This window comes from Curtobacterium sp. NPDC088465, assembly GCF_044753165.1.
Lineage (GTDB): Bacteria > Actinomycetota > Actinomycetes > Actinomycetales > Microbacteriaceae > Curtobacterium.
This window is the reverse complement of sequence record NZ_JBIVMR010000001.1, coordinates 1,052,369-1,075,350: the sequence shown is the minus strand read 5'-3', so window position 1 is coordinate 1,075,350 and position 22,982 is coordinate 1,052,369. Positions and strand designations below refer to the sequence as shown.

Here is a 22,982-nt window from a genome sequence, read left to right as displayed (position 1 = left end):
CATGCCGACCCCGCACCTCCGAGACTGCACCGACGACGCGGTCATGCGGGCACAGGGGTGGATCGAGGCCGCCCGCGGGGTGAAGCCGGAGCCCGCGGCCGCACGTCTGGCCGAGCTGCTCGCCGACCCCCGTGGCGCCGAGTTCGCCCGCGCGTTCGTCGACGTCGTGGTCCGGCCGGAGGACCCGAAGGTCGTCGCCCGGAACCTCGAGCGTGCGAGCCGGGCGGTACCGGACGACCTCGCCTGGTACCTCCGCGGCGCGGTGACGGTGGGCGGTGGCTTCGCGACCATGGCGCCGTGGGCGGTCGTCCCCTCCGCGCGGAAGGTGCTCCGGCGACTCGCAGGACACCTCGTCGTCGACGCCACGCCCGCCCGGACCCCCGCGGCACTCGCGAAGGTCGGCGGACCGGACACCCGACTCGACGTCGACCTGCTCGGCCCAGCCGTGCTCGGACCGGCCGGCCGCGACCGACGGCTCGCGGCACTCGACGACCTGCTGCACCAGGACGTCGCCGCCGTCACCGTCGACCTCGACGCTGTGCTGCCGCCGGTGTCCCCGTGGGACCTCGACGCCGCCATCGCCGACGCGGTCCGGCACCTCACACCGCTCCTGCACACCGCGGCGAGCCGGCCGACACCGCCCGTGGTCACCCTGCAGTCCGGCCGCGCCCGAGGTGTCGAACGGGCCGTCGCGGTCCTGAGCGCGCTGCTCGAGCACGACGGCACGCGGGAGCTCACCCTCGGGGTGACCCTGCCCGCCGAACTCCCCGAGTCGCTCGACCTGCTCGACCGGGTGACGACCGCAGCACGGGAGCGTCGGGCATCCGGCGGGGCACCCGTGCGCGTCCGCTTCACCAAGGGCACGCTCCTCGCCACCGAAGGGGTCGACGCCGTGCTCGAGAGCCGGCCGCTCGCCGTGACCGCGGACACCCGCACGACGGACACCGCGTTCCTGCGCCTGCTCGACACGGCGATCGACCCCGAGCGGACCGACGCCGTGCACGTCGGTGTCGCCACCGACGACCCGTTCGCCCTCGCGACCGCGCACGTGCTCGCCGAGCGCCGCGGCGTGCTCGACGTCGTCGGACCCGAGCTGCTCCTCGGCACGACGCGGTACGCCGAGGTGCTGCGCACGGCGTTCGGCCACGTGGTCCTCGGTGTGCCACTGGTGCGGCCCGACGAGTTCGACGCTGCCGTCCCGTACCTCGCTCGTCGACTGCGCGAGGTCGCCGGCCACCGCCCGGTGGGCGGCTCGACCACGGCCGGGTCGACGGCGGCGGACACGACCGGCTCGACCGACGACACCGCTGCCGTCGAGCGTGCCACCGCCGAGCACGTCGACGCCGTGGCCGCGCTCCTCCGTCCCGCGCCGCCCACGCGCCGCACCCAGGACCGCCGACGGCCGCCGGGTGACCCGGTGCTGCGCTCGGCTGCCGAGAACACGCAGGACACCGACCCCTCCACGCCGGGCAACCGCGCGTGGGCCGCCGAGGTGCTCGCCCGGGTACCGGAGTCGCAGCGCGGCACCAGGACGATCCGTGCCGCCCGCATCACCGACCGCGGACGCCTCGAGCGTCTCGTCGCCCGCACCGCCCAGGCCGGTGTGAACTGGGGCCGCCAGGACCCGGAGGACCGTGCCGAGCTGTTCGACCTGATCGGCCACGCGCTCGAGACCCACCGCGGGGCACTCGTCGAGACGATGATCGCCGAGCTCGGGCTCACCCTGACCGACGCCGACGGCGAGGTCAGCCGGGCCGTCGACGCCGCCACGCACGCCGCGGACCGCACGCGACACCTCGAGGACATCAACGGGGCGGTCCCGGTCCCGCCACGCCTGACGGTCGTCGTGCCCTCGTGGAACGCCCCGCTCCTCGATGCCGCCGACGGTGTGCTCACCGCGCTCGCCGCGGGCAGCGGGGTCGTGCTCCAGCCCGCCACCGCCGCCCGACGCACCGGTGCCGTCTTCGCCGACGTGCTCTGGGACGCCGGGGTCCCGCACTCCCTGCTCCAGCTCGTCGACCTCGACGGCAGCGACCTCGCACGCGACCTCGTGGCGCACCCCGCCGTCGACCGCGTCGTCCTGACCGGCACCCCGGAGACCGCTCGGTCCTACCGCTGGTGGCGCGCGGACCTGCCCCTCGTGGCGGAGCTCACCGGGGTCGTCACCGCGGTCGTCACCCCCTCGGCCGACCTCGACCAGGCGGTGCGCGACGTCGTCGCCTCCGCCTTCGCCCGCTCCGGACAGGCGTCGTCGGCGGTGTCGCTGCTCGTGCTCGTCGGGTCCGTGGGGGAGAGCCCGCGCTTCCGCGAGCAGCTCGCCGATGCCGTCCGTGGCCTTCGCACCGCGTGGCCGACGGACGCGACCGCCCAGGTCGGGCCGCTCGTCGCCGAGCCGACCGGCGCCGTCCGGACCGCACTCACCGAGCTGCGCCCGGGGGAGACCTGGCTCGTCGAACCGGTCGCGCTGGACGACACCGGCCGGCTCTGGTCGCCGGGTGTGCGCGAGGGCGTCCGCGCCACGGGCGACCTCGCGCGGACGGCCGTGCCGGCACCCGTCCTCGACGTCGTCCGCGTGGAGACCCTCGACGAGGCGATCGCCCTGCAGCACTCCGTCGACGGCGGCTCCGTCGCGGCGCTCCACACTCTCGACCCCGACGAGGTCGCGACCTGGTCCGACCGGACACGGGCCGGCGTGCTCGTGGTCGACCGCCCGACCACCGGGGCCCGGCCGGGACGCCAGCCCGTCGGCGGGTGGCGCGGGACCGCGGTCGGTCCGACCGTGCACCGCGGCGGGCCGCTGGCCGTGATCGGGGCGGACCGGTGGGACCCGACCCGACGTCAGCCGCACCGGAACATCCAGCTGCAGGGACTGGGCAACCGCGTCACCGCCGTCATCGAGGCGGCCCGGGCCGGACTGTCCTTCGAGGAGTTCGACCGCGTCCGTGCCGGGGCCGAGAGCGATGCCGCTGCCCGGGCATCGTTGTACGGACGATCGCGGGACACGGCCGACCTGGTCGTCGAGCGGAACGTCATCCGGTTCCGCCCGCAGTCGGTCGTGGTCCGGCAGTCCTCGGGGGTCGGCGCCGGCGACCTCGTCCGCGTGCTCGTCGCCGCGACCGCAGCGCGCGCGCACGTGCTCCTCAGCACCGCCCGTCCGCTGCCCGCCGAGCTCCTGCCGCTGTTCTCGACGGCGCGCTCGCCCCTCGACGTGGTCGACCAGGTCGTCGAGGACGACGCCACGTTCCTGGGACGGGCTGCGGCGGGCACCCTGCTGCAGGACGGGTGGTCGGACGGCGCTGAGCCGGAGGTCGACCCGATCGACCTGGTGCTCGCGCAGGAAGCGGAGCCCCGACGGCACGCGGCCTTCGGCGGCCCCGGGTCACGCGTCCGGCTGCTCGGCGGTGACGCCCGTGCCCTCGAGGAGGCCCTGGGCGCCGGCACCGAGACGACCATCCACGACGACCCCGTGGTGGAGTCCGGCATCGTCGAGATGCTGCACTTCCTGCGGGAGCAGACGGTGTCCGTCACCGCGCACCGTCACGGTGACGTCTCCCGGGTCTTCAGCCGCCTCCGCCTCTGAGGTACCGGACCGGATGCGGGCGTAGCGTCCGGACCATGAACGCACGAGCGAACGACGACGAGGTCCAGACCGCCCCCGTGATGGACGGTGCCACCGAGGCCACCAACGAGGAGAAGCTCGCCGGCCTGGTCGAGCAGGTCGATCACGACCACGGACACGAGGGTGCCGGGGCCATGGCCGACCACCTGCGCGACCGGATGGACGAGACGGGTGTCGAGGAGGAGCAGCCGAACGACGAGGTCGAGTAGGCAGCGGCGGTCAGCGTCGGCCGGGGCGACCGTGTCCCGTGCCGACGAGGCCGACCTCGAGCACGGTGAGGACCACGGCGACGACGAGCTGTCGTGCCGCGAACCCCCGTGTCTGCCGGTCGAGGGCGATGAGCGGCACCATCGAGACGCCGTGCGTGGCGTCGACCGCTGCGCCGAGGACGTGCGCTTCCGGTGACGCTGCGCGCGTGAGCAGTGCGGCCTGCACGAGTTGCCGGGCGCCGAGCACCCGACCGAACACGGCCACCCGGCCCGTCGACCCACGCGAGGCGAGCAGGTGTGCGACGCCGATGCCGGCGCGGAGCCCCTCGACCCACGGCGCCCGCTGCCGGCGGTCCCTGCGGGAGCGGCGGCTCATCGGCGCTTCCCCGCGGCCAGGGCGATCGCGCCCGCGACGCCGACTGCGGCTCCGATGATCCCGTTGCCGAGCCTGCGGTGCTCGACCCACCACGTCTGCGGCGACCAGGCGTGCGCGGAGTCGTCGAAGACCCCGTGCGCACCGTGGTCGCCCGGGACGGGCTCGTGCAGGTTCGTCGGCAGCGACTGTCCGTCCTTCTGCTCGGCCTGCTGTCCGCTGACCAGGGTCTTCGCGGCGTACCAGTCGGCGAAGCGTCCACTGATCCGGTTGCCCAGGATCGTGTAGACCGTCGATTCGCCCACCCACGTGCGGCGGCGCGGCCGCTCTGCAGTGACGGCGATTGCGCGGGCGCCGACCTCGGGCTGGTAGATCGGTGCGACGGGCTGCGGGTGGTGCGGCAGGAGCGACTTCACCCAGTTGAACTGCACCGTGTTGAGCGCCGGCATGTCGACGCGGCTCACGGCCACCCTGCTGCCCTGTTCCGTGAGCTCGGACACCACCGACTCGGTGAACCCGACGATGGCGTGCTTCGCGCTGCAGTAGGCGGCCTGCAGGGGGATGCCCCGGAAGCCCAGTGCGGAACCGACCTGGATGACGTGCCCACGGTCACGGGGGACCATCCGGGCCAGCGCCGCGCGGGTGCCGTTGACGAAGCCGAGGAAGTTGACGTCGACAGCGCGCTCGAAGTCGTCGGGGCCGGTGTCCGTGAAGCGCCCGAAGACCCCGACCATCACGCAGTTCACCCAGAGGTCGATCGGTCCGAGCTCCTGCTCGGTGCGCTCGGCGGCGGCCTCGACGGCCTGTCGGTCGGCCACGTCGGCGATCAGCGCGAGGCCTCGGCGTCCCGCGGCCTCGACCTCGGCGACCGCGGCGTCGACACCGTCGCGTCCACGGGCCAGGACGGCGACGTCCCACCCCCGGGCCGCGAGTTCGCGGACGGTCGCCCGTCCGAGTCCTGCCGAACCACCGGTCACCACTGCCACGCGCGTCATGCTGTCCGTTGTACGCGGGCTCGTGTCCGCACCGGTCCAGCCGCTGTCCCCCGGCCGCCGGACGGCGTGGGGCAGGATGGCGCGGTGGAGACGGACGACCAGGAGCAGACCGAGGAGGCACCTCCCGGCTGGGTGTTGCGGACCCCGACCCGGTACCGGGAGGTCCTGGGGTCACCGGTCCTCGCACTCGTGCTGGCGGTCGTCGCCGTCCTGGTCGGGAGGACGTTCGGCGATGCACTCGCCCTCGTCACCGGGACCGTCGCCGGTGTGCTCGGGATCGCGTGCGCGGTGGTGCTCCTCGTCGCGGCGCTGCGGGCGTACCGGGAGCAGACGCGTGGCGCGTCGTGGGACCTGCACCGCGTGCGCGTCGTGGTCGGTGTCACCGCCGGAGCGGCGGTGATGGTCGCGAGTCTCGTCGTCGGGTTCCCGATCGCGGCGACGATCGGGGTCGTCGGTGGCTTCTCGCAGCTCAGTCGGTACGCCCGATCCGTGCCACGTTTCGACCTCTCGGCCGTGGCCTGGGCGTTCCTCGGCGTGGTCCTGAGCTGCGCGGTCCTCGTCGTCCTGGGACTCGTGCTCCCCGAGGGCCCGGTGCTCCCCGCCTGGCGCGCGGCGGTCTGGGTCGGTGGCGGCATCGCGGCAGCCGTGTTCGCCGCGGTGCTCGCCCTCGTGCACGCACAGCGGGCAGGCCGAGCCCCGTCGCGGTGACGGGCGGCGGCAGCCGACCGTCCGCGGAGCCGACGTCGACCGGTTCCGTCAGTCGGACGACCGCCGCAGTGCCGTCGCCAGGTGCGACCGCACCGGCAGGACCGCCGATTCCTCCTCCGGCGCCTGCGGCAGCGCTCCCAGCGAGAACGACTCGACGACGTCCGGCCCGAACAGCACGCACACCGACGACCCGCCGAACTGGAAGTACCCGAGCTCGTCGCCCTTGCCGACGTGCGCACCGTCCGAGATCCCCTCGCCGATCACGCACGAGGAGACGTCGGACATCCCGATGAACACGACCGCGATCGTCCCGATCGCGGGGTCGTCGGCGTCGATGAGCACGATCGCGCGGGTGGCGACGTGTGCCAGGTAGCCCTGTGACAGCTGCGGCTCGGCGGCGTCGGTGCCCTGCGACGAGGCCTCGGAGTAGTAGGTCCCCGGTTCGACCCAGGCGCGCAGGACCGTCCCGGCGACCGGGCTGTGCCAGCGGTGGTACTCGAGCGCGCTGAGGAACGCCTGCCACACGGTGCCGTCGACGAACAGGTCGGCGGTCTCGTCGCCGGCGAGCAGCTCCTCGACCGAGTACGGCTCCGCCTTCGCCCAGAACGCGTCGAGCCGGTGGACGCGACTGGCGATCCGGTACGGGGTGGCTTCGCAGGGGCTCACCACGACCGCGTCGTCGTCGGGCGCGGCGACCGGGCGCTCGCCGTCCCGGAAGCGCCGCGTGAAGAAGTCGTTCCACGACCCGAAGCCCCAGTGCTCGGCGTCGGCATCGTGCTCGAACCGGTCCATGCCGACCGCCCGACGAGCGGCATCGCTGCACCACCCCGAGGGTGCGTCCACGAGCACCTCGAGGGACTTGTCGCTCGACAGGAAGTCGCACCACCCCTGCAGGATCGCCCGGAGCGCGTCGTTCACGCGCGGGTCCCGGTAGAAGGCGAAGCCCGCCGGCGTGGCCTTCGTCCAGTCGAGCACCCCGTCGAGCGGCGTCATCACCATCTGCTCGTCGCTGAACTCGGGCGCGGTCGTGATGACCTCGTCGACGAGCTCGAGCAGCTCCCCGAACGACTCGAGGTGCCGGTCCTGGTACTCGCGACCAGCGGGGACCTGCTCGATCATCTGGTGCGCGTGCATCCGTAGCACGGGGTCGCCCTCGACGAGGTCGCGGAGGGCCGAGACCGCCGGGTGCAGGGCCCGGTCGGGGTCGCGCTCCTGGTGGCGTTCGCGACGCCCGCGGAGCCAGGCCTCGAGCCCGCTCTGGTCCTGCGGGAGCCATCCCGCGCGGCGTCGGACGTCCTGCTGCTGCGCTCCACCGGTCACGTCCCCGACGGTACTCACGCACCGAGGGAGCGGTCGCAGTTCCGAGGATGACGGACCCCGCCGATCCGTGGATCGGCGGGGTCTCGTCAGGTCGCGACCCGGTCAGCGTTCGACGGTGACCTCGGTGGTCGTGAGGTGGTCCCACGCGCTGGTGTGCGGGTTCGTCTTGGCGAGGAAGGTCAGCTTGTACCGGCCCGGCGCCTGGTAGACCTTCGCGGCGAAGCGGCCGTCGCGGACACGGTACTCACCGGCTCGCTTCCCGTTGACGAGGACCAGCACGGTTTCACCGGGGGCCGTGCCCGTGTAGGTGACGAAGCCCTCCGAGTCGAGCTGCACCGACCCCGACTGGTCGACCGCGAGCTCGGCGGGCGACTGCTCGCCACCGCCGGAGCCGCCAGCGTTGCCGTCACCGGGCGTCTCGCCGCCACCGTTGCCGTTGCCGGGCTGTTCGCCGCCGCCGGAGCCTGCGTCGATGACGTTGTAGTGGAGGAGTTCGTGGGCGACGGTCTCGCCGTGCTCGGTGGCGGAGAGCGCGATGAACGCGATCTGGGCGCCGGCGACCGCGGGGATGTCGACGGACCAGCGGCCGTCCTCGACCCGGGTGGTCGCGAGGACCTGTTCGCCGCTGCCGTAGACGGTGATCCAGCCGGCGGAGGCGCGACCGGAGAGGGTGACCTTGCCGTCCTTCGGGGTCAGATCGGCCTGCTGCTGCTGGTCGAGACGCAGCGATCCGGGATCGACCTGCCCGCCACCGTTGCCGTTGCCGGGCTGTTCGCCGGTCTCGCGGACGAGGTAGCTCAGTCGTTCGTTGGCGACGGGTGCGCCGTGTTCGGTGGCGGAGAGCGCGATGAACGCGATCTGGGCGCCGGCGACCGCGGGGATGTCGACGGACCAGCGGCTGTCCTCGACCTGGGTGGTCGCGAGGACCTGTTCGCCGCTGCCGTACACGGTGATCCAGCCGGCGGAGGCGCGGCCGGAGAGGGTGATCTTGCCGTCCTTCGGGGTGAGCTCGGCGCCCTGCTGCTGGTCGAGACGCAGCGACCGGGGGTCGACCTGCTCGCCGCCGTTGCCGTCGCCGGGCTGTTCGCCGCCGCCGGAGCCGCCGCCGTTGCCGTCGCCGGGCTGCTCGCCGCCGCCGCTCGACCCGCCGCCGAACGTGTAGTGGTCGTCGGACTCGAGCGACTCCTTCTCCCCGAGCACCTGCTTCGCCCGCACCTGGTTGTCACCCGCGCGGAACTCGACGGGGACCGTCGCGACCCCGTCACCCGAGGCCGTGACGACCTCCGAGCGGCCGTTGGCCACGACCGTCACCTCGGCGCCCGGGAGCGCGTCGTACCGCATCTCGTGGACGAACTGGCCGTGTGCGACCGCACGGGCGATCTCCTCCAGGCGGCGCTCCGAGCTGAGGTCGAGCGGCGCGGACAGGGGGAGGCCGCGGAAGTCGAGGTCGACGACGCGGACGGCCGAGGACTGCCCGGTGTCCACCGCGTAGCGCGCAGTGTCCTGACCGGTGGGCTTCACCTGGAACACGACCTGCTTCCGAGGATCGCCGCTCTTCGCGGCGACGGGCTCACCCGACGGGTCGAGGAGGCGCACGACCGTCGGTGCGTCGACGGTGACGCGCACCTCGACCCACTGCTGGTCGCCGACCCGCTGCGGGGTCTGCTGGACGTCGGTGATGGCGGATCGGGCCGTCGTCGCGGACGATGCCGCCGACCGAGCGTGCTGCTCGGGCGCGGCGAACGCGCCGGAGCTCGCAGCGCCGACGGCGATGCAGCTCGCGAGGACCACGGCGGATCCGACGGTGAGTGGGCGGAGGTTCATGCTGTTCCCTTTCGGAGACTCAACGGACTCCGAAAGGCTATGTATGTGGAATACGGGATGCTGTCATCATGCCGAGTGTGATGCTCAGCGTCCCCGCCCGAACCGCGTGGTCACCCCCGGCGAGTACAGCACCGAGTCCGGCTCCAGTCCGGACAGTCCGAAGGGCAGCCCCGCAGCCGCCACCAGGTCGTCCCGCAGCGACACGAGGGACGCCCGGTGCAGCGGCCACGCCTCGTGCTCGTTCGGCCAGTAGCGTGTCGCGCCGACCCGCCGCACGTGCATGCCCCACCGTGCCGTCAGGAACGTCTCGAGGGGCGTCGGCTCGTCGACCGCGTCGCCCACCCGGACGTCGAAGGTCGACCGCAGGTGCGTCCCGTGCCGACGCATCGCGTAGCCCACCCGGCCGTCGGTCTTCCGGATCGCCGCGTGCGCCCACCAGTACGGCAGGCCCGTCGCGACCCGTGCGCCGATCGTCGGCAGGAGCTTCCCGGCGTCCAGTGACAGGAACGCGACGCCCCGACGGCCCTGGTCGTCGCGCGTGTAGACGCGCACGTTGACCTCGACGAAGTCGCCGACGCTGCCGGCCCGTCCGAGCCCGCCGAGCGGCGGGAATCGCGTGTCCGTGAAGCGGAACCCGATGAGGCCCACCCAGGTGGTCGCGCCGTCGTCCGTCCCGTCCGGCGCCATCGTGTCCGGGTGCGCTCCGGCGGGCAGCAGCGGTGCCACCGCCGACACGTCGACGCGCCAGTGCACGAAGACCACGTCGAGCCAGTCCTGCGAGATCCACGGCGTCCCGCGCAGGGGCGGTGCCTCCGGCGAGACGGCCGGGAGGCCCGGCTCGCCCCCGCCCCGCTGTCCGGCGGTCACGAGACGGTCCCGTCGGTCGCGCGGGCAGCGTCCGGCGCGTCGTCCCACCCCTGCTGCGGGGTCGCGCAGGTCCCGCGGAACACGTACTGCGACGGGCGCTTCCGCTCGTTCGACACCCAGTCGATGGCGGGACGTCGACGCTCCGGCGGCAGGTAGCCGATCCGGTAGACGGCCATCAGCTCGAGCTCCGGCGGCACCGCGAGGAGCCGCTCGACCTCGGCCCAGGCCTCCTCGACCTCCATCGGGAAGGACACGAACTGGATCCCGAGGCCGAGCTCGGTCGTCGCGAGCCAGACGTTCTCCATCGCCGCGCCCATGCTGAACACGGAGTAGAAGGCGTTGCGCGCCTCCTTCCGGTACTCGTCGCGGTCGAGCATCACCCCGAGCAGGAGCGGCGACCCGGCGACGAGCTTCCGGTTCTCCTCGCCGAGGGTCTGCGGTACCCGGAGCGTGTTCATGAGGAGCTGCCCGCGCTTGGTGAACACCTGCTTCGTGAAGGGCTTGAGCGGTCCCGGCAGCTTGTCGAACAGCATCCCGTCCCGACGTTCGTCCATCTCGGCCTGCGAGAACCGGAAGTACGGACGGTAGCGCGTGAAGAACGAGCCCTCGGCCATCGTCTGCGTCATCGACCGGCCGCTGATGTCGGCGATGCGGTCGATGGTGTCGCGCTCCTCGACGATGACGAAGCGCCACGGTTGGCTGTTCAACTGCGAGGGTGCACGTCCTGCGAGCTCCATCAGCAGCCGCTGGTGCTCCTCGGACACCGGGTCGGGCAGGAACGCGCCGTTGGTCGTGCGCCGGCGTCGGATGGCCTCGAAGAGCTCCACTGCATCCCTCGTGTCTCGTCGTCGCGGTCAGCGCCGTGCGAGCAACGCCCCCAGGTAGGACGGTGCGGCGGCGACCGCGACTCTCCAGTGTGCTCCGGAGCGGGGGTTCGTGCGTGGAGCGAGGGCGAGGGGGACGAGCGCCGGCAGCAGGAACAGTGCGGAGCGGTCCCGTGTCCAGGCCGGGGTGGTCGCGGCGACCCCGGTCAGGGTCGCGGTCACGACGAAGAGGCCGTGGTGCACGACGCGGAGCTTCTCCGTGCGGATGACCCGGACCGCGACCGCGGTGCCCCAGAGGCAGTTCGTGACGTACGCGGCGGCGGCTGCGGCAACCAGGCGGCGGGCCGCCGGCGGACGCGTGGGAGTGGCGCCGCGCCTCCCGGCCGTCCTCCCGATTCCCACGACCGCGACCCTACGCGCGGGACGCTCGCAAGACGCAACGAGGGCGCTCCCTCGGACCGCTGTGCCGCTGCGCACCGTCGCCGACGTTGCGTTCCGCGGAGGAGACGGGGGCTACGCGGACTCGCGGGAGACGAGCTTCGACAGGACGATGGCGCTGCGGGTGTGGTCGACCTGCGGGGCCAGGCGCACCCGGTCGAGTGCGAGCTCGAGCGCCGGCAGGTCACGGGAGCGCATGTGCACGACGGCGTCGGCGCTGCCGGTGACGGTCCCGGCGTCCACGACCTCGGGCACGGTGTCGAGCAGCGTGCGGAGCTCGTCGGGGGAGACGGTGCCGCGGCAGTACAGCTCGACCCAGGCCTCGGTCCCGCGGTCCTCGACCGCGGGGTCGACCTTGATCGTGAAGCCCTGGATGACCCCGTCGGCGACCAGGCGATCGACCCGACGCTTGACCGCCGACGCGGAGAGGCCGACCACCGATCCGATGTCGCCGTAGCCGGCTCGGGCGTTCTCCCGGAGCTGGTCCAGGATGCGGTGGTCGAGCGTGTCCATGTTCGTCGATCGTACGCGGGGTTCTTGCGAGCCAGGTGCGTCCGACGCAGGAATCGTGCGTCACCCGAACGGGTGCCATGCGCTCGTGGACGGGGTACTGCACCGATCGGACCGTTCGTGTCAGACTGCTGCTGGCGTCGACCTGGTCCGCTGCGGTGAGTGAGCCTGCATCTCATCGGAGTGCTTCACCCGTGGTGGTTCCTGGCAGGCTCGGGCCCCGGTCCCAGGAGGACTGATGTCGAACACCGCAACCGAACCGCAGGCCGCACCGGCCCGTGTCGCCACGAAGCGCACGATCCTGATGTGCAAGCCGACGCACTACACGGTGAGCTACCGGATCAACCCGTGGATGCACCCCGAGGAGCCGACCGACACGTCGAAGGCCGTCGAGCAGTGGCAGTCGCTCGTCGACGTCTACGAGCAGCTCGGCTTCGACATCTCGTACATCGAGCCGATCGAGGGCCTGCCCGACATGGTCTACGCGGCCAACGGCGGCTTCGTGCTCGACGGCGTCGCGTACGGCGCGAAGTTCCAGTACCCCGAGCGCCAGCCCGAGGGACCCGCGTACATGGACTGGTTCCGCAGCGCCGGCCTCACCGTCGCCGAGCCCGAGGAGACCAACGAGGGCGAGGGTGACTTCCTGCTCATCGGCGACACGATCTTCGCCGGCACGGGCTTCCGCTCCGACAGCACCTCGCACGAGGAGCTCGCCCGCATCTACGGCCGCGAGGTCGTCACCCTCAAGCTCATCAACCCGAGCTTCTACCACCTCGACACCGCCATCGCCGTGCTCGACCCGGAGCCCGACGCGACCGGCCGTTCGAACATCGCCTACCTGGAGAGCGCCTTCGACGAGCCCTCGCTGGCGATCCTGCGCGAGCGCTTCCCCGACGCGGTCATCGCGACCGAGGAGGACGCCGCGATCCTCGGCCTCAACTCGTACTCCGACGGCTACAACGTCGTGATCGCATCGCGTGCGACGACCTTCGCCGAGCAGCTGCGTGAGAAGGGCTACAACCCGATCGGTGTCGACCTGTCCGAGCTGCTGCTCGGCGGCGGCGGCGTGAAGTGCTGCACGCTCGACCTGCACCCCGTCGGCACCGGCACCTCGGTCGCGCGGTAACCGTGAGCACCGCGACCGGAGCCGGCACCCACGCGGGTGCCGGCGCGTCCGGCGACGCCACCGTAGCCGGTGGTGCCACCGTCGCCGCGCTCGCCGTCGAGGACCGCTCCCTCGCCCACAACTACAGCCCGCTGCCGGTCGTCATCGCGTCCGGCCAGGGTGCGTGGGTGACCGACGTCGACGGCAAGCGCTACCTGGACGGACTCGCCGCGTACTCCGCGGTGAACTTCGGCCACGGCAACCCCCGGCTGCTCGACGCCGCCCGGGCCCAGCTCGACCGGGTGACCCTGACGAGCCGCGCGTTCGTGAACGACCGGCTCGGACCCTTCGCCGCCGCTCTGGCATCGCTGACCGACACCGAACTCGTGCTCCCGATGAACACCGGGGCCGAGGCCGTCGAGTCCGCGATCAAGGTGTCGCGCGCATGGGGCTACCGCGTCAAGGGCGTGCCGGCCGGGCAGGCCACGATCATCGTCGCGTCCGGGAACTTCCACGGGCGCACCACCACGATCGTGTCGTTCTCGGACGACCCCTCGGCCCGCGAGGACTTCGGCCCGTACACGCCGGGCTTCCGCACGGTGCCGTACGGCGATGCAGCGGCCCTGCGGGAGGCGATGGACGAGACCGTCGTCGCCGTCCTGCTCGAGCCGATCCAGGGCGAGGGCGGCGTGGTCATCCCGCCCGAGTCCTACCTGCCCGAGGTCCGCGCGGTCTGCGACGAGTTCGGTGCGCTGTTCGTCGCCGACGAGATCCAGTCCGGGCTCGGGCGCACCGGGCACACCCTGGCCGTCTCGCGTGTCGGTGTCCGACCCGACCTGATCACGCTCGGCAAGGCCCTGGGCGGCGGCATCGTCCCGGTGTCGGCCGTCGTCGGCTCCCGCGAGGTGCTCGGCGTCCTGCGTCCGGGCGAGCACGGTTCGACGTTCGGCGGCAACCCGCTCGCGGCCGCCGTCGGGTCCGAGGTCGTCGCGATGCTCGGCGAGGGCACGTTCCAGCAGCGGGCGCTCGACGGCGAACCGCTGCTCCGTGGGCTGCTCGACGAGCTCGTCGGGCACGGGGTCGTCTCGCACCGGGTCGCCGGACTCTGGGCGGGGATCGACATCGACCCCGCGCTCGGCACCGGCAAGGAGATCGCGCACGACCTGGCCGACCGCGGCGTGCTCGTGAAGGACACGCACGGGTCGACGATCCGCTTCGCGCCGCCGCTCGTCGTCACCGACGACGAGGTGCGTCTGGCGATCGGGACCCTCGGCGAGGTGCTGGCCGCGCGCTAGACGCGACCAGCCGACGGACGGGAGGCGCGGTGCCAGCGGGTGCCGCGCCTCCCGTCCGTCGCGCTCGGCCGCGCCCGCGTCGCCCACCGCGCCCGCGCCCGCGTCGCCCACCGCGCCCGCGCCCGCGTCGCTCACCGCGCGCATCAGCACCCGTCCGCACAACCGGAGGCACGTCGCGCCACGCGATTCCGTTGCGCGACGTGCCTCCGGTTGTGCACCGGCGCCTCGCGCTGTGCGCCGTGCGCCGCGCACGTCGCACCTTGCGCCGCGCGCGCCGCACCCGCCCCGCGTCAGCGCACCTGCCAGCGCTCGACGAGCTGGTCCATCAGCCCGTCGAGGTGCTCGTCCGTCACCTGGCGCGACGGGTCGGCGTCGAACCACGCGACGATCTCCCGCGCCCCCTGCCGGATCGACGTCGTCTGCGCGAACTCGGGCACGAGCGTCTGCACCTTCGTGTTGTCGAAGACCGAGGTGTTCGCCTTGTCCCCGAGCAGGCTCGCGCCCCAGTCGGCGTCGAGCGCGTCGATCGCGTCGGCCGGGACGTGCACGAGCTGGAGGTCCTCGACCCCCGCGGCCGCCGCCAGCTCGTGGGCGATGCGGTCCCAGGTCGGGGCCTCGTCGCCGGTGATGTGGAACGCCTCGCCGATCGCCTCGGCACGGTCGAGCAGCCCGACGAACCCGACCGCGAAGTCCCGCGCGTGCGTGATCGTCCACAGCGAGCTACCGTCGCCGGTCACGACGATCGGCTTGCCCGCACGCATCCGTCCGAGCACCGTCCACCCGCCCGAGAACGGCACGAGGGTCTCGTCGTAGGTGTGCGACGGCCGGATGATCGTCATCGGGAAGTCGTCCTCGCGGTACGCCTTCGTGAGCAGGTCCTCGCACGCGATCTTGTCGCGGGAGTACTGCCAGAACGGGTTCTTCAGCGGCGTCGACTCGGTGATCGGCAGGTGCGTCGCGGGCGTCTGGTACGCCGAGGCCGACGAGATGAAGACGTACTGGTTCGTGCGACCCGTGAACACCTCGATGTCCCGCTGCACCTGGTCGGGCGTGAACGCCACGAAGTCGATGACGACGTCCCAGTGCTGGTCGCCGATCGCGGCTTCCAGCGCGGTGCGGTCGGACACGTCGGCCTGGAGGCGCGTCACGGCATCCGGGATCGGCCGCTTGTCGGTCGTGCCCCGGTTGAGCACGGTGACGTCGTACCCCTGCTCGACGGCTTCGCGGACGCACGCGGCGCTGATGATGCCGCTGCCGCCGATGAACAGCACGCTCGGTCCCGACATGGATGCTCCCTTGCTCCCGGCGGTGCCGCTGTGCACCGCGCCCCTGCGATCCTGCCCCTCATCCGCTGGGTCGGGCGTCGAGGACCGCGCTGAGCGACGTCACGTCCGCCGCCCACTCGGCGGCGGCGGGGTGGATCCAGCCGAGCAGCTCGAGCGCATCGTCGAGGTCGCGGTGGAGGTCCCGCCCCGTGCACTTCCGGGCGCCGCTCACCGCGCGTCGCTCTGGCCCGTGCCTTCGCCAGGTCGCGGCGTCCCGGTCCGTCCAACGGCGCGACGTCGAACCACGTCGCCTCTCGACGCCGAGATCTTGCCCAGCGCCGCAGTTCGGTGTCCATGGCGTTCCTTGCCACGACGTCGACGACACCGGTCAACTCCGTCACGGCGGCAGCAGCCCGCATGTTCCACTCGTAGAGCCGGAGCGCTCCCGCCACCCGCCCCGCAGATCGCTCGTAGGACGCCAGCCGCTCCCTGGTGAGCACCTCGACGAGCGCGTCGTCGCGTGTGACCTGCCGTCCTTCCACCGACGATCCCCCTCCGTGTAGCATCGTTCCCGAAGACCCCGGAACGATCACTGGCCTCGGCCACATCGCCGGGGTTTCGTCTTGCCCCGAGCAACTGATACTTCACGGTAGCGGCTCCGGAGTGAACGGTGGAGGCGGCACGGTCGACGCGGACTACCGTCACGGGTCGGGGCGCACCGACGCGCTCCACGACAGGAGTGACACGCACATGGAGTACCGCTACCTCGGCAACTCGGGCCTCAAGGTCTCCGAGATCACCTACGGCAACTGGCTCACCCACGCATCCCAGGTCGAGAACGACGCGGCGATCGCCTGCGTCCGGGCCGCGCTCGACGTCGGCATCTCGACGTTCGACACCGCCGACGTCTACGCGAACACCGGGGCCGAGACCGTCCTCGGCGAGGCGCTCAAGGGGGAGCGGCGCCAGTCCCTCGAGATCGCCACGAAGGTCTTCGGTCCGACCGGCCCGAAGGGGCACAACGACACCGGGCTGAGCCGGAAGCACATCCTCGAGTCGATCGACGGCTCGCTCGAGCGGCTGCAGACCGACTACGTCGACCTGTACCAGGCGCACCGCTTCGACCACGAGACCCCGCTCGAGGAGACGATGCAGGCGTTCGCCGACGTCGTGCGACAGGGCAAGGTGCTGTACGTGGGCGTCTCGGAGTGGACCGCGGACCAGCTCCGGGCCGGGGCCGAGCTCGCGAAGGACCTCGGGTTCCAGCTCATCTCGAACCAGCCGCAGTACTCGGCGCTCTGGCGGGTCATCGAGGGCGAGGTCGTCCCCGCGTCGAAGGAGCTCGGGATCTCGCAGATCGTCTGGTCCCCGATCGCGCAGGGCGTCCTGACGGGCAAGTACCAGCCCGGTCAGCCCCTGCCGGAGGGCTCGCGCGCCACCGACGACAAGGGTGGCGCGAAGATGATCGAGCGGTTCATGAACGACGAGACGCTCTCGGCGGTGCAGGAGCTCAAGCCGATCGCGGACGAGCTGAGCCTGTCGATGGCGCAGCTCGCGGTGGCCTGGGTGCTGCAGAACGAGAACGTGGCGTCGGCGATCATCGGTGCCTCGCGTCCGGAGCAGGTGCACGACAACGCCGGCGCTGCCGGGGTGCAGATCCCCGCGGAGCTGATGTCCCGCATCGACGACGCCCTCGGGTCGGTCGTCGAGCTCGACCCGGCGAAGACGAACGACAGCAGCCCGAAGACCCGCGAGGCCTGAGGCTGCGAAGCCGCAGCGGTCCCGCTGCACAACCGGAAGCACGTCGCGCCAGGGAAGTCCGTGGCGCGATGTGCTTCTCGTTGTGCGCGAGCAGGTCGAGCCGCCGAAGTGCGACGAGCGACGGATGACGAGCGCGGCCGAGCACCGGGCGCGGGAGCCCCGCAGCCCGCGCCGGGAACGCAAAAGAGCCCCTCACTCTCGTGAGGGGCTCTTCACCGTGGCTGGACACGGCATCGATCCGTGGACCTTTCGATTTTCAGTCGAACGCTCTACCAACTGAGCTATCCAGCCGTGGCGACCCTGACGGGACTTGAACCCGCGACCTCCGCCGTGACAGGGCGGCACGCTAACCAACTGCGCTACAGGGCCATATTGTGTTGTGTTCGGTGTCGTACTGCTGCTTGCTCACTCACGTGGAGTGACCCCAACGGGATTCGAACCCGTGCTGCCGCCGTGAAAGGGCGGTGTCCTAGGCCACTAAACGATAGGGCCGCAAGCTGCGCCGTGCGCTACCGGGAGTCAAGCATACGGACGCTCTGCGTGATGCACAAATCGAGTGCCCCCGAGCGTGCATCCCCGGCGTGTCGCGCCGTCCCCGTGGGCATCGGTCGGGCGCTCGGTGCGACCATCATGGGCGGCCGAGGCCCTCGCTCGGGGGTGTCCCTGCCGTGACCCGTGTTGTTACTGTTGCGTCTGTTGACAGTGTGGCGTGCCCGAGCCTCGCCGCACCGTTACGAAACCGAGACCATGTCGCCTGCACCCCACCGCATCCCCCGCCCCCGCTCCCGCCGCCGCGTGATCGCCGCCGCGGTCGCCGTCGTGCTCTCCGCCGGGGCACTCGCCGCGGTCGGCCCGGTCTCCGCGGCATCGGCTGCCGGGTACCCCAGCTGGTCGGACGTCGAGCAGGCCAAGGCATCGAAGGACGCCCAGCAGGCCAAGGTCACCGAGATCAAGGCGCTCCTGCAGGACCTGACCGCGAAGGCATCGGCCGCGCAGCAGGAGTCCGAGGCAGCCGGCACGGCCTACCAGACGGCGCAGACGAAGTACGACGCGGCGACGCTCGAGCAGCAGACGCTGCAGCACCAGGCGGACGACGCCGACCGCACCGCGAAGCGTTCCGAGGAGCAGGCCGGCCAGCTCGCCGCGCAGCTCGGTCGCGCGAGTGCGAACGACGTGACGACCGACATCCTCACGCACCCGTCCGACTCGGGTGACCTGCTCTACGAGCTCGGCGCGATGTCGAAGCTCACGGAGCAGGCCGACGGCATCTACTCGCAGGCCTCGCAGGACCGCGGTGTCGCCCAGGGCCTCGCCGACCGCGCCGAGCAGGCGAAGGAGGCCCTCGGCACCCTCGCCGACGCGGCCCAGGCGAAGATGCAGGCGGCCCAGGACGCCGCCGACCGGGCACAGACCGCGGTCGACGCGCAGGCGGACAACAAGGCCCGCCTCGAGGCGCAGCTCACCCTGCTGACCACGAACGCGAAGGACGTCGAGGCCGAGTACGACAAGGGCGTCGCTGCCGAGAAGGCCCGTGAGGCGGCCCGGGCTGCGGCGGCCGCGAAGGCTGCCGAGCAGGCGGCCGCGACGGGCCAGGGCGGCTCCGGCGGCGGGGCCCCGAACTCCTCCGGGTGGGTCCGTCCCGCCGGCGGGTACCAGACGAGCCCGTACGGCTACCGCGTCGACCCGTACACCCACTACCGGGCACTGCACGCCGGCGTCGACCTCGCGCCCGCCTGCTACGCCCCGATCTACGCCGCCCACGCCGGCACGGTGACGTTCGCGGCCAACGGCGGCGGCTACGGCAACGAGGTCGTCCTCGACAACGGCGGCGGCATCTCCACCGCCTACGGGCACATCGTCGACGGCGGCATCCTCGTCTCCGTCGGGCAGCACGTCGAGGCCGGACAGCAGATCGCGAAGATCGGCTCGACCGGTTGGTCGACCGGATGCCACCTCCACTTCGAGACCCGGGTGAACGGCTCCGCCGTCGACCCGGTCCCCTTCATGGCAGCGCGGGGGATCTCGGTATGAGCAACAGCGCCGTCGAGAGGCCCTGAGCGAGACATGAAGCCCTCCACCCTGTCCGGCTGCACCGCGGTCGTCGCCGTCCTCGGCATCGGTCTGTCGGTCGTCCTCGCCGGTCCCGCCCAGGCAGCTCCCTCGGCCCCGAGCTGGGACGACGTGCGCCAGGCGAAGGCCGACACGGCGCAGGCCCAGACGACGGCGGACGAGCTGAGTGCCCGGCTGCAGACGCTGCAGGACGCCGCGGACAGCGCCGAGGTCTCCGAGCTCCAGGCGGCGCAGGACTACGCGATGGCGGTGTCGCAGCAGCAGGAGGCGCAGGCGTCCCTCGACGACCTGACGGCGCAGGCGAAGCGTGCCGAGCGGCGGGCGGACGAGTCGGCGGCCCAGGTCGCCGGGCTCGTGGTCGAGCTCTCCCGCACGGGCGGCGGTGACCTGTCGACCTCGATGCTCGTCGACGCCTCGGACGCGAAGGACCTGCTCTACCGCGTGGGAACGGTCTCGCACCTGTCCGAGCGTTCGGCCCGTGTGCTCGCACAGGCACAGACCGACCAGAACACCGTCGAGTCGATCGCCGCGCAGCAGTCGGCGGCGACGAAGGCCCTCGCCGCAGCGACCACGAAGTCCGAGCGTGCCCTCGACGACGCCAACGACGCGTCCGCCTCGGCTCGTGCCCGGGTGCAGCAGCAGCAGGACGAGCAGTCCGAGGTGCTCGACCAGCTGGCGTTCCTCAAGGGGACGAGCAAGGCGACCGAGACGGCGTACTGGAACGAGCAGCAGGCGAAGCGGGCCGAGCAGCAGCTCGCTGCCAGGACCGCCGCCGCCTCCCGTGACACGGCACCCAGCGCCGGCGACCCCGGTGGCAGCAGCGACCCCGCGTCGCCGTCCGTGCCGTCGCGCCCGAGCACGAACCAGCCGAGCACGACGCAGCCGAACACGAGCCCCTCGCGCCCGAGCACGAGCCCGTCGCGCCCGAGCACGACGCAGCCGAACACGACCCCGTCACGTCCGGCTCCCGCGCCCGCGCCCGCGCCGGCCCCTGCGCCGGCGCCGGCCCCCGCTCCGGCCCCCGCACCGGCACCGGTCTCGAGCCCGTCGAAGGCCGCCGGCGCCATCGCGTTCGCCCGTGCCCAGCTCGGCAAGCCGTACGTGCTGACCGGCGCGGGTCCGAACACCTGGGACTGCTCCGGCCTGGTGATGATGGCGTACAACTCGCAGGGCATCGCGACCGGCGGGCACAACGTCGTCTGGCAGTACAACCACTTCGCGTCGATCGGCCGGCTCGTCCCGCTGTCGCAGCGCCAGCCGGGCGACATCCTCTTCTACTCGTCGAACGGCAGCGTCTCCGGCGCCTACCACGACAGCATCGTCACGAGCTACGGCACGATGGTCGAGGCCGCCCGCCCCGGTGTCGGCGTGGTCGAGCGCGGCATCTGGTTGCCGAACCAGCTCCTGCCGTACGTCGCCCGCCCGAGCGGCTCGCTCTAGCCCGAGCGACCGGCCGGCGACCGGCGACCGGCACCGGCACCGGCGACCGGTGACCGACGACCGACGACCGGAGTCCGAGCGACCGGCGACCAGCACGAACGACAGCGCCCGCGCTCCCCTCGGGGAGCGCGGGCGCCGTCGTTCGTGCGAGCGTCAGTGACCGGCGGGCACGTACGCGGCCTGGCCGGCCTGCACGATCGCCTCGGCCTCCGCGGCGTCGCCCCAGCCGTCGGCCTTGACCCACTTGTTCGGCTCGAGGTCCTTGTAGCGCTCGAAGAAGTGCGCGATCTCGGCCTTGGTCTGCTCGTCGACGTCCGAGATGTCCTGGATGTGCTGCCAGCGCGGGTCCTTCGCGGGGACCACGAGGACCTTCGCGTCGTTGCCGGCCTCGTCGCTCATCTTGAAGACACCGACGGGGCGGACCTTCACGCCGACGCCCGGGAACACCGGGTACTCGAGCAGCAGGAGCGCGTCCACGGGGTCGCCGTCGTCGGCCAGCGTGTTCTCGAAGAACCCGTAGTCGGTCGGGTAGACGAAGGACGTGAACAGCACGCGGTCGAGGTACACACGACCGGTCTCGTGGTCGACCTCGTACTTGTTGCGGCTGCCCTTGGGGATCTCGACGACGACGTCGTACGCGGTCATGGTGCGCTCCTGGTCTCATGTGCGGGAAGAAAGCGCGGCTAACGTTACCGGGTGAACACTCCGCGTCCCCGGTTGGACCCGGCCGTCGCCGCGACCCGGCTGGCGGTCCGGACGCTCCTCGCCCAGGCTCGTGACGAGGGGCTGCTGCACCGCGGCGACCTGGTCACGGTCGCGCTGAGCGGGGGAGCGGACTCGCTCGCGCTCGCCGCGGCCACCGCGTTCGAGGCACCGAAGCAGGACCTGCGGGCCGGCGCGGTCGTGGTCGACCACGCGCTCCAGGCGGGCAGCGAGGCGGTGGCGAGCCGTGCCTCCCGGACGGCCGCGTCGGTGGGTCTCGACCCGGTGACGGTCCGCAGGGTCGCGGTCGGCACGGACGGTGGTCCGGAGGGCGCCGCCCGGGAGGCACGGCACGCCGCCGTCGCGGAGGTCGCCGCCGACACCGGGTCACCCCTGGTGCTGTTCGGCCACACGCTCGACGACCAGGCCGAGACCGTGCTGCTGGGCCTGCTGCGGGGCAGCGGGCCGGACGCGCTGTCCGGCATGCCGCCGCTCGCGCGACGCGCGACCGGGCCGGCGTACGGCCGGCCGCTCCTCGGTGTCCGCCGGCACACGACCCGGCAGGCGGCGGTCGCCGCGGGCCTCGTGCCGTGGGACGACCCGCAGAACGACGACCCCGCGTACGCACGGGTGCGCGTCCGGAGCACGCTGATGCCGGCGCTCGAGCGGGAGCTCGGCGCGGGGGTGCCCGAGGCGCTCGCCCGCACCGCCGAGCAGCTCCGCGAGGACGCCGCGGCACTCGACCACTTCGCCGAGGAGATGGCGGAGGACCTCGCCGAGCACTCCGAGGCAGGCATCTCGCTCTCCGTGCCGGAGCTGCTGGCGAACCCGCCGGCGCTCCGGCAGCGACTCGTCCGCCTGGCGGTCGAGGGGGAGTTCGGCGTGACGCTGTCCCGCACGCAGACGCTCGAGGTCTGCCGGCTCGTGACCGACTGGCGCGGGCAGGGCCCGGTCGACCTGCCGGGGGTCCGGGCGTCGCGCGAGGGCGAGCGCATCGCGTTCGCCGCCCGTTAGAGTGCTCTGGTGGAACTCTCCGACGTCCAGGCAGACCTGTCCGAAGTGCTCTTCACCCCCGAGCAGATCGACGAGAAGCTCGCCGAACTCGCCGCGGTGGTCGACCGTGACTACGCGGGGAAGGACCCGCTGCTCGTCGGCGTGCTGAAGGGCGCCGTCATGGTCATGGCGGACTTCTCGCGGCACCTCAAGATGCAGGCGCGCATGGACTGGATGGCGGTCTCGTCGTACGGCTCCGGCACGAAGTCGTCCGGCGTCGTGCGGATCCTCAAGGACCTCGACACCGACCTGCACGGCCGCGACGTCATCATCGTCGAGGACATCATCGACTCCGGCCTGACGCTGTCCTGGCTGAAGCAGAACCTCGAGTCCCGCGGTGCCGCGAGCGTCGAGATCGTCGCGCTGCTCCGCAAGCCCGAGGCCGCCAAGGTCGAGGTCGACGTGAAGTACGCCGGCTTCGAGATCCCCGACGCGTTCGTGGTCGGCTACGGCCTGGACTTCGACGAGCGCTACCGCAACCTGCGCGGCATCGGCGTCCTCGCGCCGCACGTCTACTCCTGAGGCCCGCCGGGCCGTCCGGACCACGGGCGGCCCGTACGGCTCCCTCCGGGCACGGGTGGAGTTCGCCCGCAGAGGACACCCA

At 72.5% G+C, this 22,982-nt stretch carries 21 protein-coding genes and 3 tRNA genes; 10 read left to right on the top strand and 14 right to left on the bottom strand.

What is annotated here, in order from left to right:
* Window position 1 precedes the first annotated feature (1 nt).
* Together ACIP6W_RS04955 and ACIP6W_RS04950 are read left to right on the top strand one after the other, a co-directional pair.
* Window positions 2–3,580, top strand: a complete 3,579-nt coding sequence (locus ACIP6W_RS04955) for a proline dehydrogenase family protein (RefSeq protein WP_400428511.1) — start codon at window positions 2–4, stop codon at window positions 3,578–3,580.
* 35 nt (window positions 3,581–3,615) lie between these two features.
* The gene (locus ACIP6W_RS04950) at window positions 3,616–3,828 is read left to right on the top strand and encodes a hypothetical protein (RefSeq protein ID WP_066651373.1); all 213 of its coding nucleotides are present in this window, start codon (window positions 3,616–3,618) and stop codon (window positions 3,826–3,828) included.
* A 10-nt stretch (window positions 3,829–3,838) separates the two neighbouring features.
* On the opposite strand, the gene ACIP6W_RS04945 is transcribed toward ACIP6W_RS04950, so the two are convergent.
* Together ACIP6W_RS04945 and ACIP6W_RS04940 are read right to left on the bottom strand one after the other, a co-directional pair.
* Complete coding sequence (locus tag ACIP6W_RS04945) at window positions 3,839–4,204, bottom strand: hypothetical protein (protein ID WP_400428509.1); 366 nt, start codon at window positions 4,202–4,204, stop codon at window positions 3,839–3,841.
* Window positions 4,201–5,196 (bottom strand): SDR family oxidoreductase, encoded by a 996-nt coding sequence (locus ACIP6W_RS04940; RefSeq protein WP_209684630.1) that lies wholly within the window; start codon window positions 5,194–5,196, stop codon window positions 4,201–4,203. Before ACIP6W_RS04940 ends, ACIP6W_RS04945 begins: the two co-directional genes overlap by 4 nt.
* Before the next feature lie 84 nt (window positions 5,197–5,280).
* Here ACIP6W_RS04940 and ACIP6W_RS04935 point away from each other — a divergent pair, with 84 nt between their 5' ends.
* Window positions 5,281–5,904 carry a hypothetical protein gene (locus ACIP6W_RS04935; RefSeq protein ID WP_251154329.1) on the top strand — a complete coding sequence of 208 codons (624 nt, stop codon included), beginning with the start codon at window positions 5,281–5,283 and terminating at the stop codon, window positions 5,902–5,904.
* Window positions 5,905–5,952: 48 nt separating this feature from the next.
* On the opposite strand, the gene ACIP6W_RS04930 is transcribed toward ACIP6W_RS04935, so the two are convergent.
* From ACIP6W_RS04930 to ACIP6W_RS04905, 6 genes are all read right to left on the bottom strand, one after another.
* Window positions 5,953–7,224, bottom strand: coding sequence for a phosphatidylserine decarboxylase family protein (locus tag ACIP6W_RS04930; RefSeq protein ID WP_251160043.1), 1,272 nt, complete (start codon window positions 7,222–7,224; stop codon window positions 5,953–5,955).
* A 102-nt stretch (window positions 7,225–7,326) separates the two neighbouring features.
* The gene (locus tag ACIP6W_RS04925; RefSeq protein ID WP_400428506.1) at window positions 7,327–9,048 is read right to left on the bottom strand and encodes a hypothetical protein; all 1,722 of its coding nucleotides are present in this window, start codon (window positions 9,046–9,048) and stop codon (window positions 7,327–7,329) included.
* Window positions 9,049–9,132: 84 nt separating this feature from the next.
* Window positions 9,133–9,915, bottom strand: coding sequence for a DUF2071 domain-containing protein (locus tag ACIP6W_RS04920; protein ID WP_251160041.1), 783 nt, complete (start codon window positions 9,913–9,915; stop codon window positions 9,133–9,135).
* Window positions 9,912–10,742 (bottom strand): nitroreductase family protein, encoded by an 831-nt coding sequence (locus tag ACIP6W_RS04915; protein ID WP_066651387.1) that lies wholly within the window; start codon window positions 10,740–10,742, stop codon window positions 9,912–9,914. Before ACIP6W_RS04915 ends, ACIP6W_RS04920 begins: the two co-directional genes overlap by 4 nt.
* Before the next feature lie 27 nt (window positions 10,743–10,769).
* On the bottom strand, window positions 10,770–11,141 hold the full coding sequence (locus tag ACIP6W_RS04910) for a hypothetical protein (RefSeq protein WP_251154325.1): 372 nt from the start codon (window positions 11,139–11,141) through the stop codon (window positions 10,770–10,772).
* Window positions 11,142–11,252: 111 nt separating this feature from the next.
* Window positions 11,253–11,690, bottom strand: coding sequence for an Lrp/AsnC family transcriptional regulator (locus ACIP6W_RS04905; protein WP_058729711.1), 438 nt, complete (start codon window positions 11,688–11,690; stop codon window positions 11,253–11,255).
* Between the two features lie 235 nt (window positions 11,691–11,925).
* Here ACIP6W_RS04905 and ddaH point away from each other — a divergent pair, with 235 nt between their 5' ends.
* Both ddaH and rocD read left to right on the top strand, forming a co-directional pair.
* Complete coding sequence (ddaH, locus tag ACIP6W_RS04900; RefSeq protein ID WP_209684620.1) at window positions 11,926–12,813, top strand: dimethylargininase; 888 nt, start codon at window positions 11,926–11,928, stop codon at window positions 12,811–12,813.
* Window positions 12,814–12,815: 2 nt separating this feature from the next.
* On the top strand, window positions 12,816–14,087 hold the full coding sequence (gene rocD / locus ACIP6W_RS04895; RefSeq protein WP_271827067.1) for an ornithine--oxo-acid transaminase: 1,272 nt from the start codon (window positions 12,816–12,818) through the stop codon (window positions 14,085–14,087).
* Between the two features lie 290 nt (window positions 14,088–14,377).
* On the opposite strand, the gene ACIP6W_RS04890 is transcribed toward rocD, so the two are convergent.
* Window positions 14,378–15,373 (bottom strand): SDR family oxidoreductase, encoded by a 996-nt coding sequence (locus ACIP6W_RS04890; RefSeq protein WP_251160039.1) that lies wholly within the window; start codon window positions 15,371–15,373, stop codon window positions 14,378–14,380.
* 58 nt (window positions 15,374–15,431) lie between these two features.
* Window positions 15,432–15,584, bottom strand: coding sequence for a hypothetical protein (locus ACIP6W_RS04885; protein ID WP_251160038.1), 153 nt, complete (start codon window positions 15,582–15,584; stop codon window positions 15,432–15,434).
* Window positions 15,585–16,102: 518 nt separating this feature from the next.
* Here ACIP6W_RS04885 and ACIP6W_RS04880 point away from each other — a divergent pair.
* Entirely contained in the window at window positions 16,103–17,113 is a 1,011-nt protein-coding gene (locus tag ACIP6W_RS04880; protein ID WP_251160037.1) for an aldo/keto reductase family protein, read from the top strand.
* A 218-nt stretch (window positions 17,114–17,331) separates the two neighbouring features.
* Here the strand turns inward: ACIP6W_RS04880 and ACIP6W_RS04875 are convergent.
* The 3 genes from ACIP6W_RS04875 to ACIP6W_RS04865 form a co-directional block, all read right to left on the bottom strand.
* Window positions 17,332–17,404: transfer RNA gene (locus ACIP6W_RS04875), tRNA-Phe, on the bottom strand.
* A gap of 1 nt (window position 17,405) precedes the next feature.
* Window positions 17,406–17,482, bottom strand: a tRNA-Asp gene (locus ACIP6W_RS04870).
* A gap of 50 nt (window positions 17,483–17,532) precedes the next feature.
* A tRNA-Glu gene (locus tag ACIP6W_RS04865) sits at window positions 17,533–17,605 on the bottom strand.
* A 255-nt stretch (window positions 17,606–17,860) separates the two neighbouring features.
* On the opposite strand from ACIP6W_RS04865, the gene ACIP6W_RS04860 reads away from it, so the two are divergent.
* Window positions 17,861–19,144, top strand: a complete 1,284-nt coding sequence (locus tag ACIP6W_RS04860) for a M23 family metallopeptidase (protein WP_066651398.1) — start codon at window positions 17,861–17,863, stop codon at window positions 19,142–19,144.
* A gap of 33 nt (window positions 19,145–19,177) precedes the next feature.
* On the top strand, window positions 19,178–20,623 hold the full coding sequence (locus ACIP6W_RS04855) for an NlpC/P60 family protein (protein ID WP_400428502.1): 1,446 nt from the start codon (window positions 19,178–19,180) through the stop codon (window positions 20,621–20,623).
* A gap of 153 nt (window positions 20,624–20,776) precedes the next feature.
* Here the strand turns inward: ACIP6W_RS04855 and ACIP6W_RS04850 are convergent, their stop codons facing one another.
* Entirely contained in the window at window positions 20,777–21,268 is a 492-nt protein-coding gene (locus ACIP6W_RS04850; protein WP_066651400.1) for an inorganic diphosphatase, read from the bottom strand.
* A 51-nt stretch (window positions 21,269–21,319) separates the two neighbouring features.
* Here ACIP6W_RS04850 and tilS point away from each other — a divergent pair, with 51 nt between their 5' ends.
* On the top strand, window positions 21,320–22,339 hold the full coding sequence (gene tilS, locus ACIP6W_RS04845) for a tRNA lysidine(34) synthetase TilS (RefSeq protein WP_066651402.1): 1,020 nt from the start codon (window positions 21,320–21,322) through the stop codon (window positions 22,337–22,339).
* A gap of 9 nt (window positions 22,340–22,348) precedes the next feature.
* Window positions 22,349–22,900 carry a hypoxanthine phosphoribosyltransferase gene (gene hpt, locus ACIP6W_RS04840; protein ID WP_031272831.1) on the top strand — a complete coding sequence of 184 codons (552 nt, stop codon included), beginning with the start codon at window positions 22,349–22,351 and terminating at the stop codon, window positions 22,898–22,900.
* Window positions 22,901–22,982 lie beyond the last annotated feature (82 nt).

Bases quoted from the DNA above. Each gene is read 5' to 3' on its own strand.
- ACIP6W_RS04950 (WP_066651373.1), top strand. From the start codon at position 3,616: ATGAACGCACGAGCGAACGACGACGAGGTCCAGACCGCCCCCGTGATG.
- ACIP6W_RS04945 (WP_400428509.1), bottom strand. From the start codon at position 4,204: ATGAGCCGCCGCTCCCGCAGGGACCGCCGGCAGCGGGCGCCGTGGGTC.
- ACIP6W_RS04925 (WP_400428506.1), bottom strand. From the start codon at position 9,048: ATGAACCTCCGCCCACTCACCGTCGGATCCGCCGTGGTCCTCGCGAGC.
- ACIP6W_RS04880 (WP_251160037.1), top strand. From the start codon at position 16,103: ATGGAGTACCGCTACCTCGGCAACTCGGGCCTCAAGGTCTCCGAGATC.
- ACIP6W_RS04940 (WP_209684630.1), bottom strand. From the start codon at position 5,196: ATGACGCGCGTGGCAGTGGTGACCGGTGGTTCGGCAGGACTCGGACGG.
- ACIP6W_RS04955 (WP_400428511.1), top strand. From the start codon at position 2: ATGCCGACCCCGCACCTCCGAGACTGCACCGACGACGCGGTCATGCGG.
- ACIP6W_RS04850 (WP_066651400.1), bottom strand. From the start codon at position 21,268: ATGACCGCGTACGACGTCGTCGTCGAGATCCCCAAGGGCAGCCGCAAC.
- ddaH (WP_209684620.1), top strand. From the start codon at position 11,926: ATGTCGAACACCGCAACCGAACCGCAGGCCGCACCGGCCCGTGTCGCC.
- ACIP6W_RS04860 (WP_066651398.1), top strand. From the start codon at position 17,861: ATGTCGCCTGCACCCCACCGCATCCCCCGCCCCCGCTCCCGCCGCCGC.
- ACIP6W_RS04855 (WP_400428502.1), top strand. From the start codon at position 19,178: ATGAAGCCCTCCACCCTGTCCGGCTGCACCGCGGTCGTCGCCGTCCTC.
- ACIP6W_RS04905 (WP_058729711.1), bottom strand. From the start codon at position 11,690: ATGGACACGCTCGACCACCGCATCCTGGACCAGCTCCGGGAGAACGCC.
- ACIP6W_RS04890 (WP_251160039.1), bottom strand. From the start codon at position 15,373: ATGTCGGGACCGAGCGTGCTGTTCATCGGCGGCAGCGGCATCATCAGC.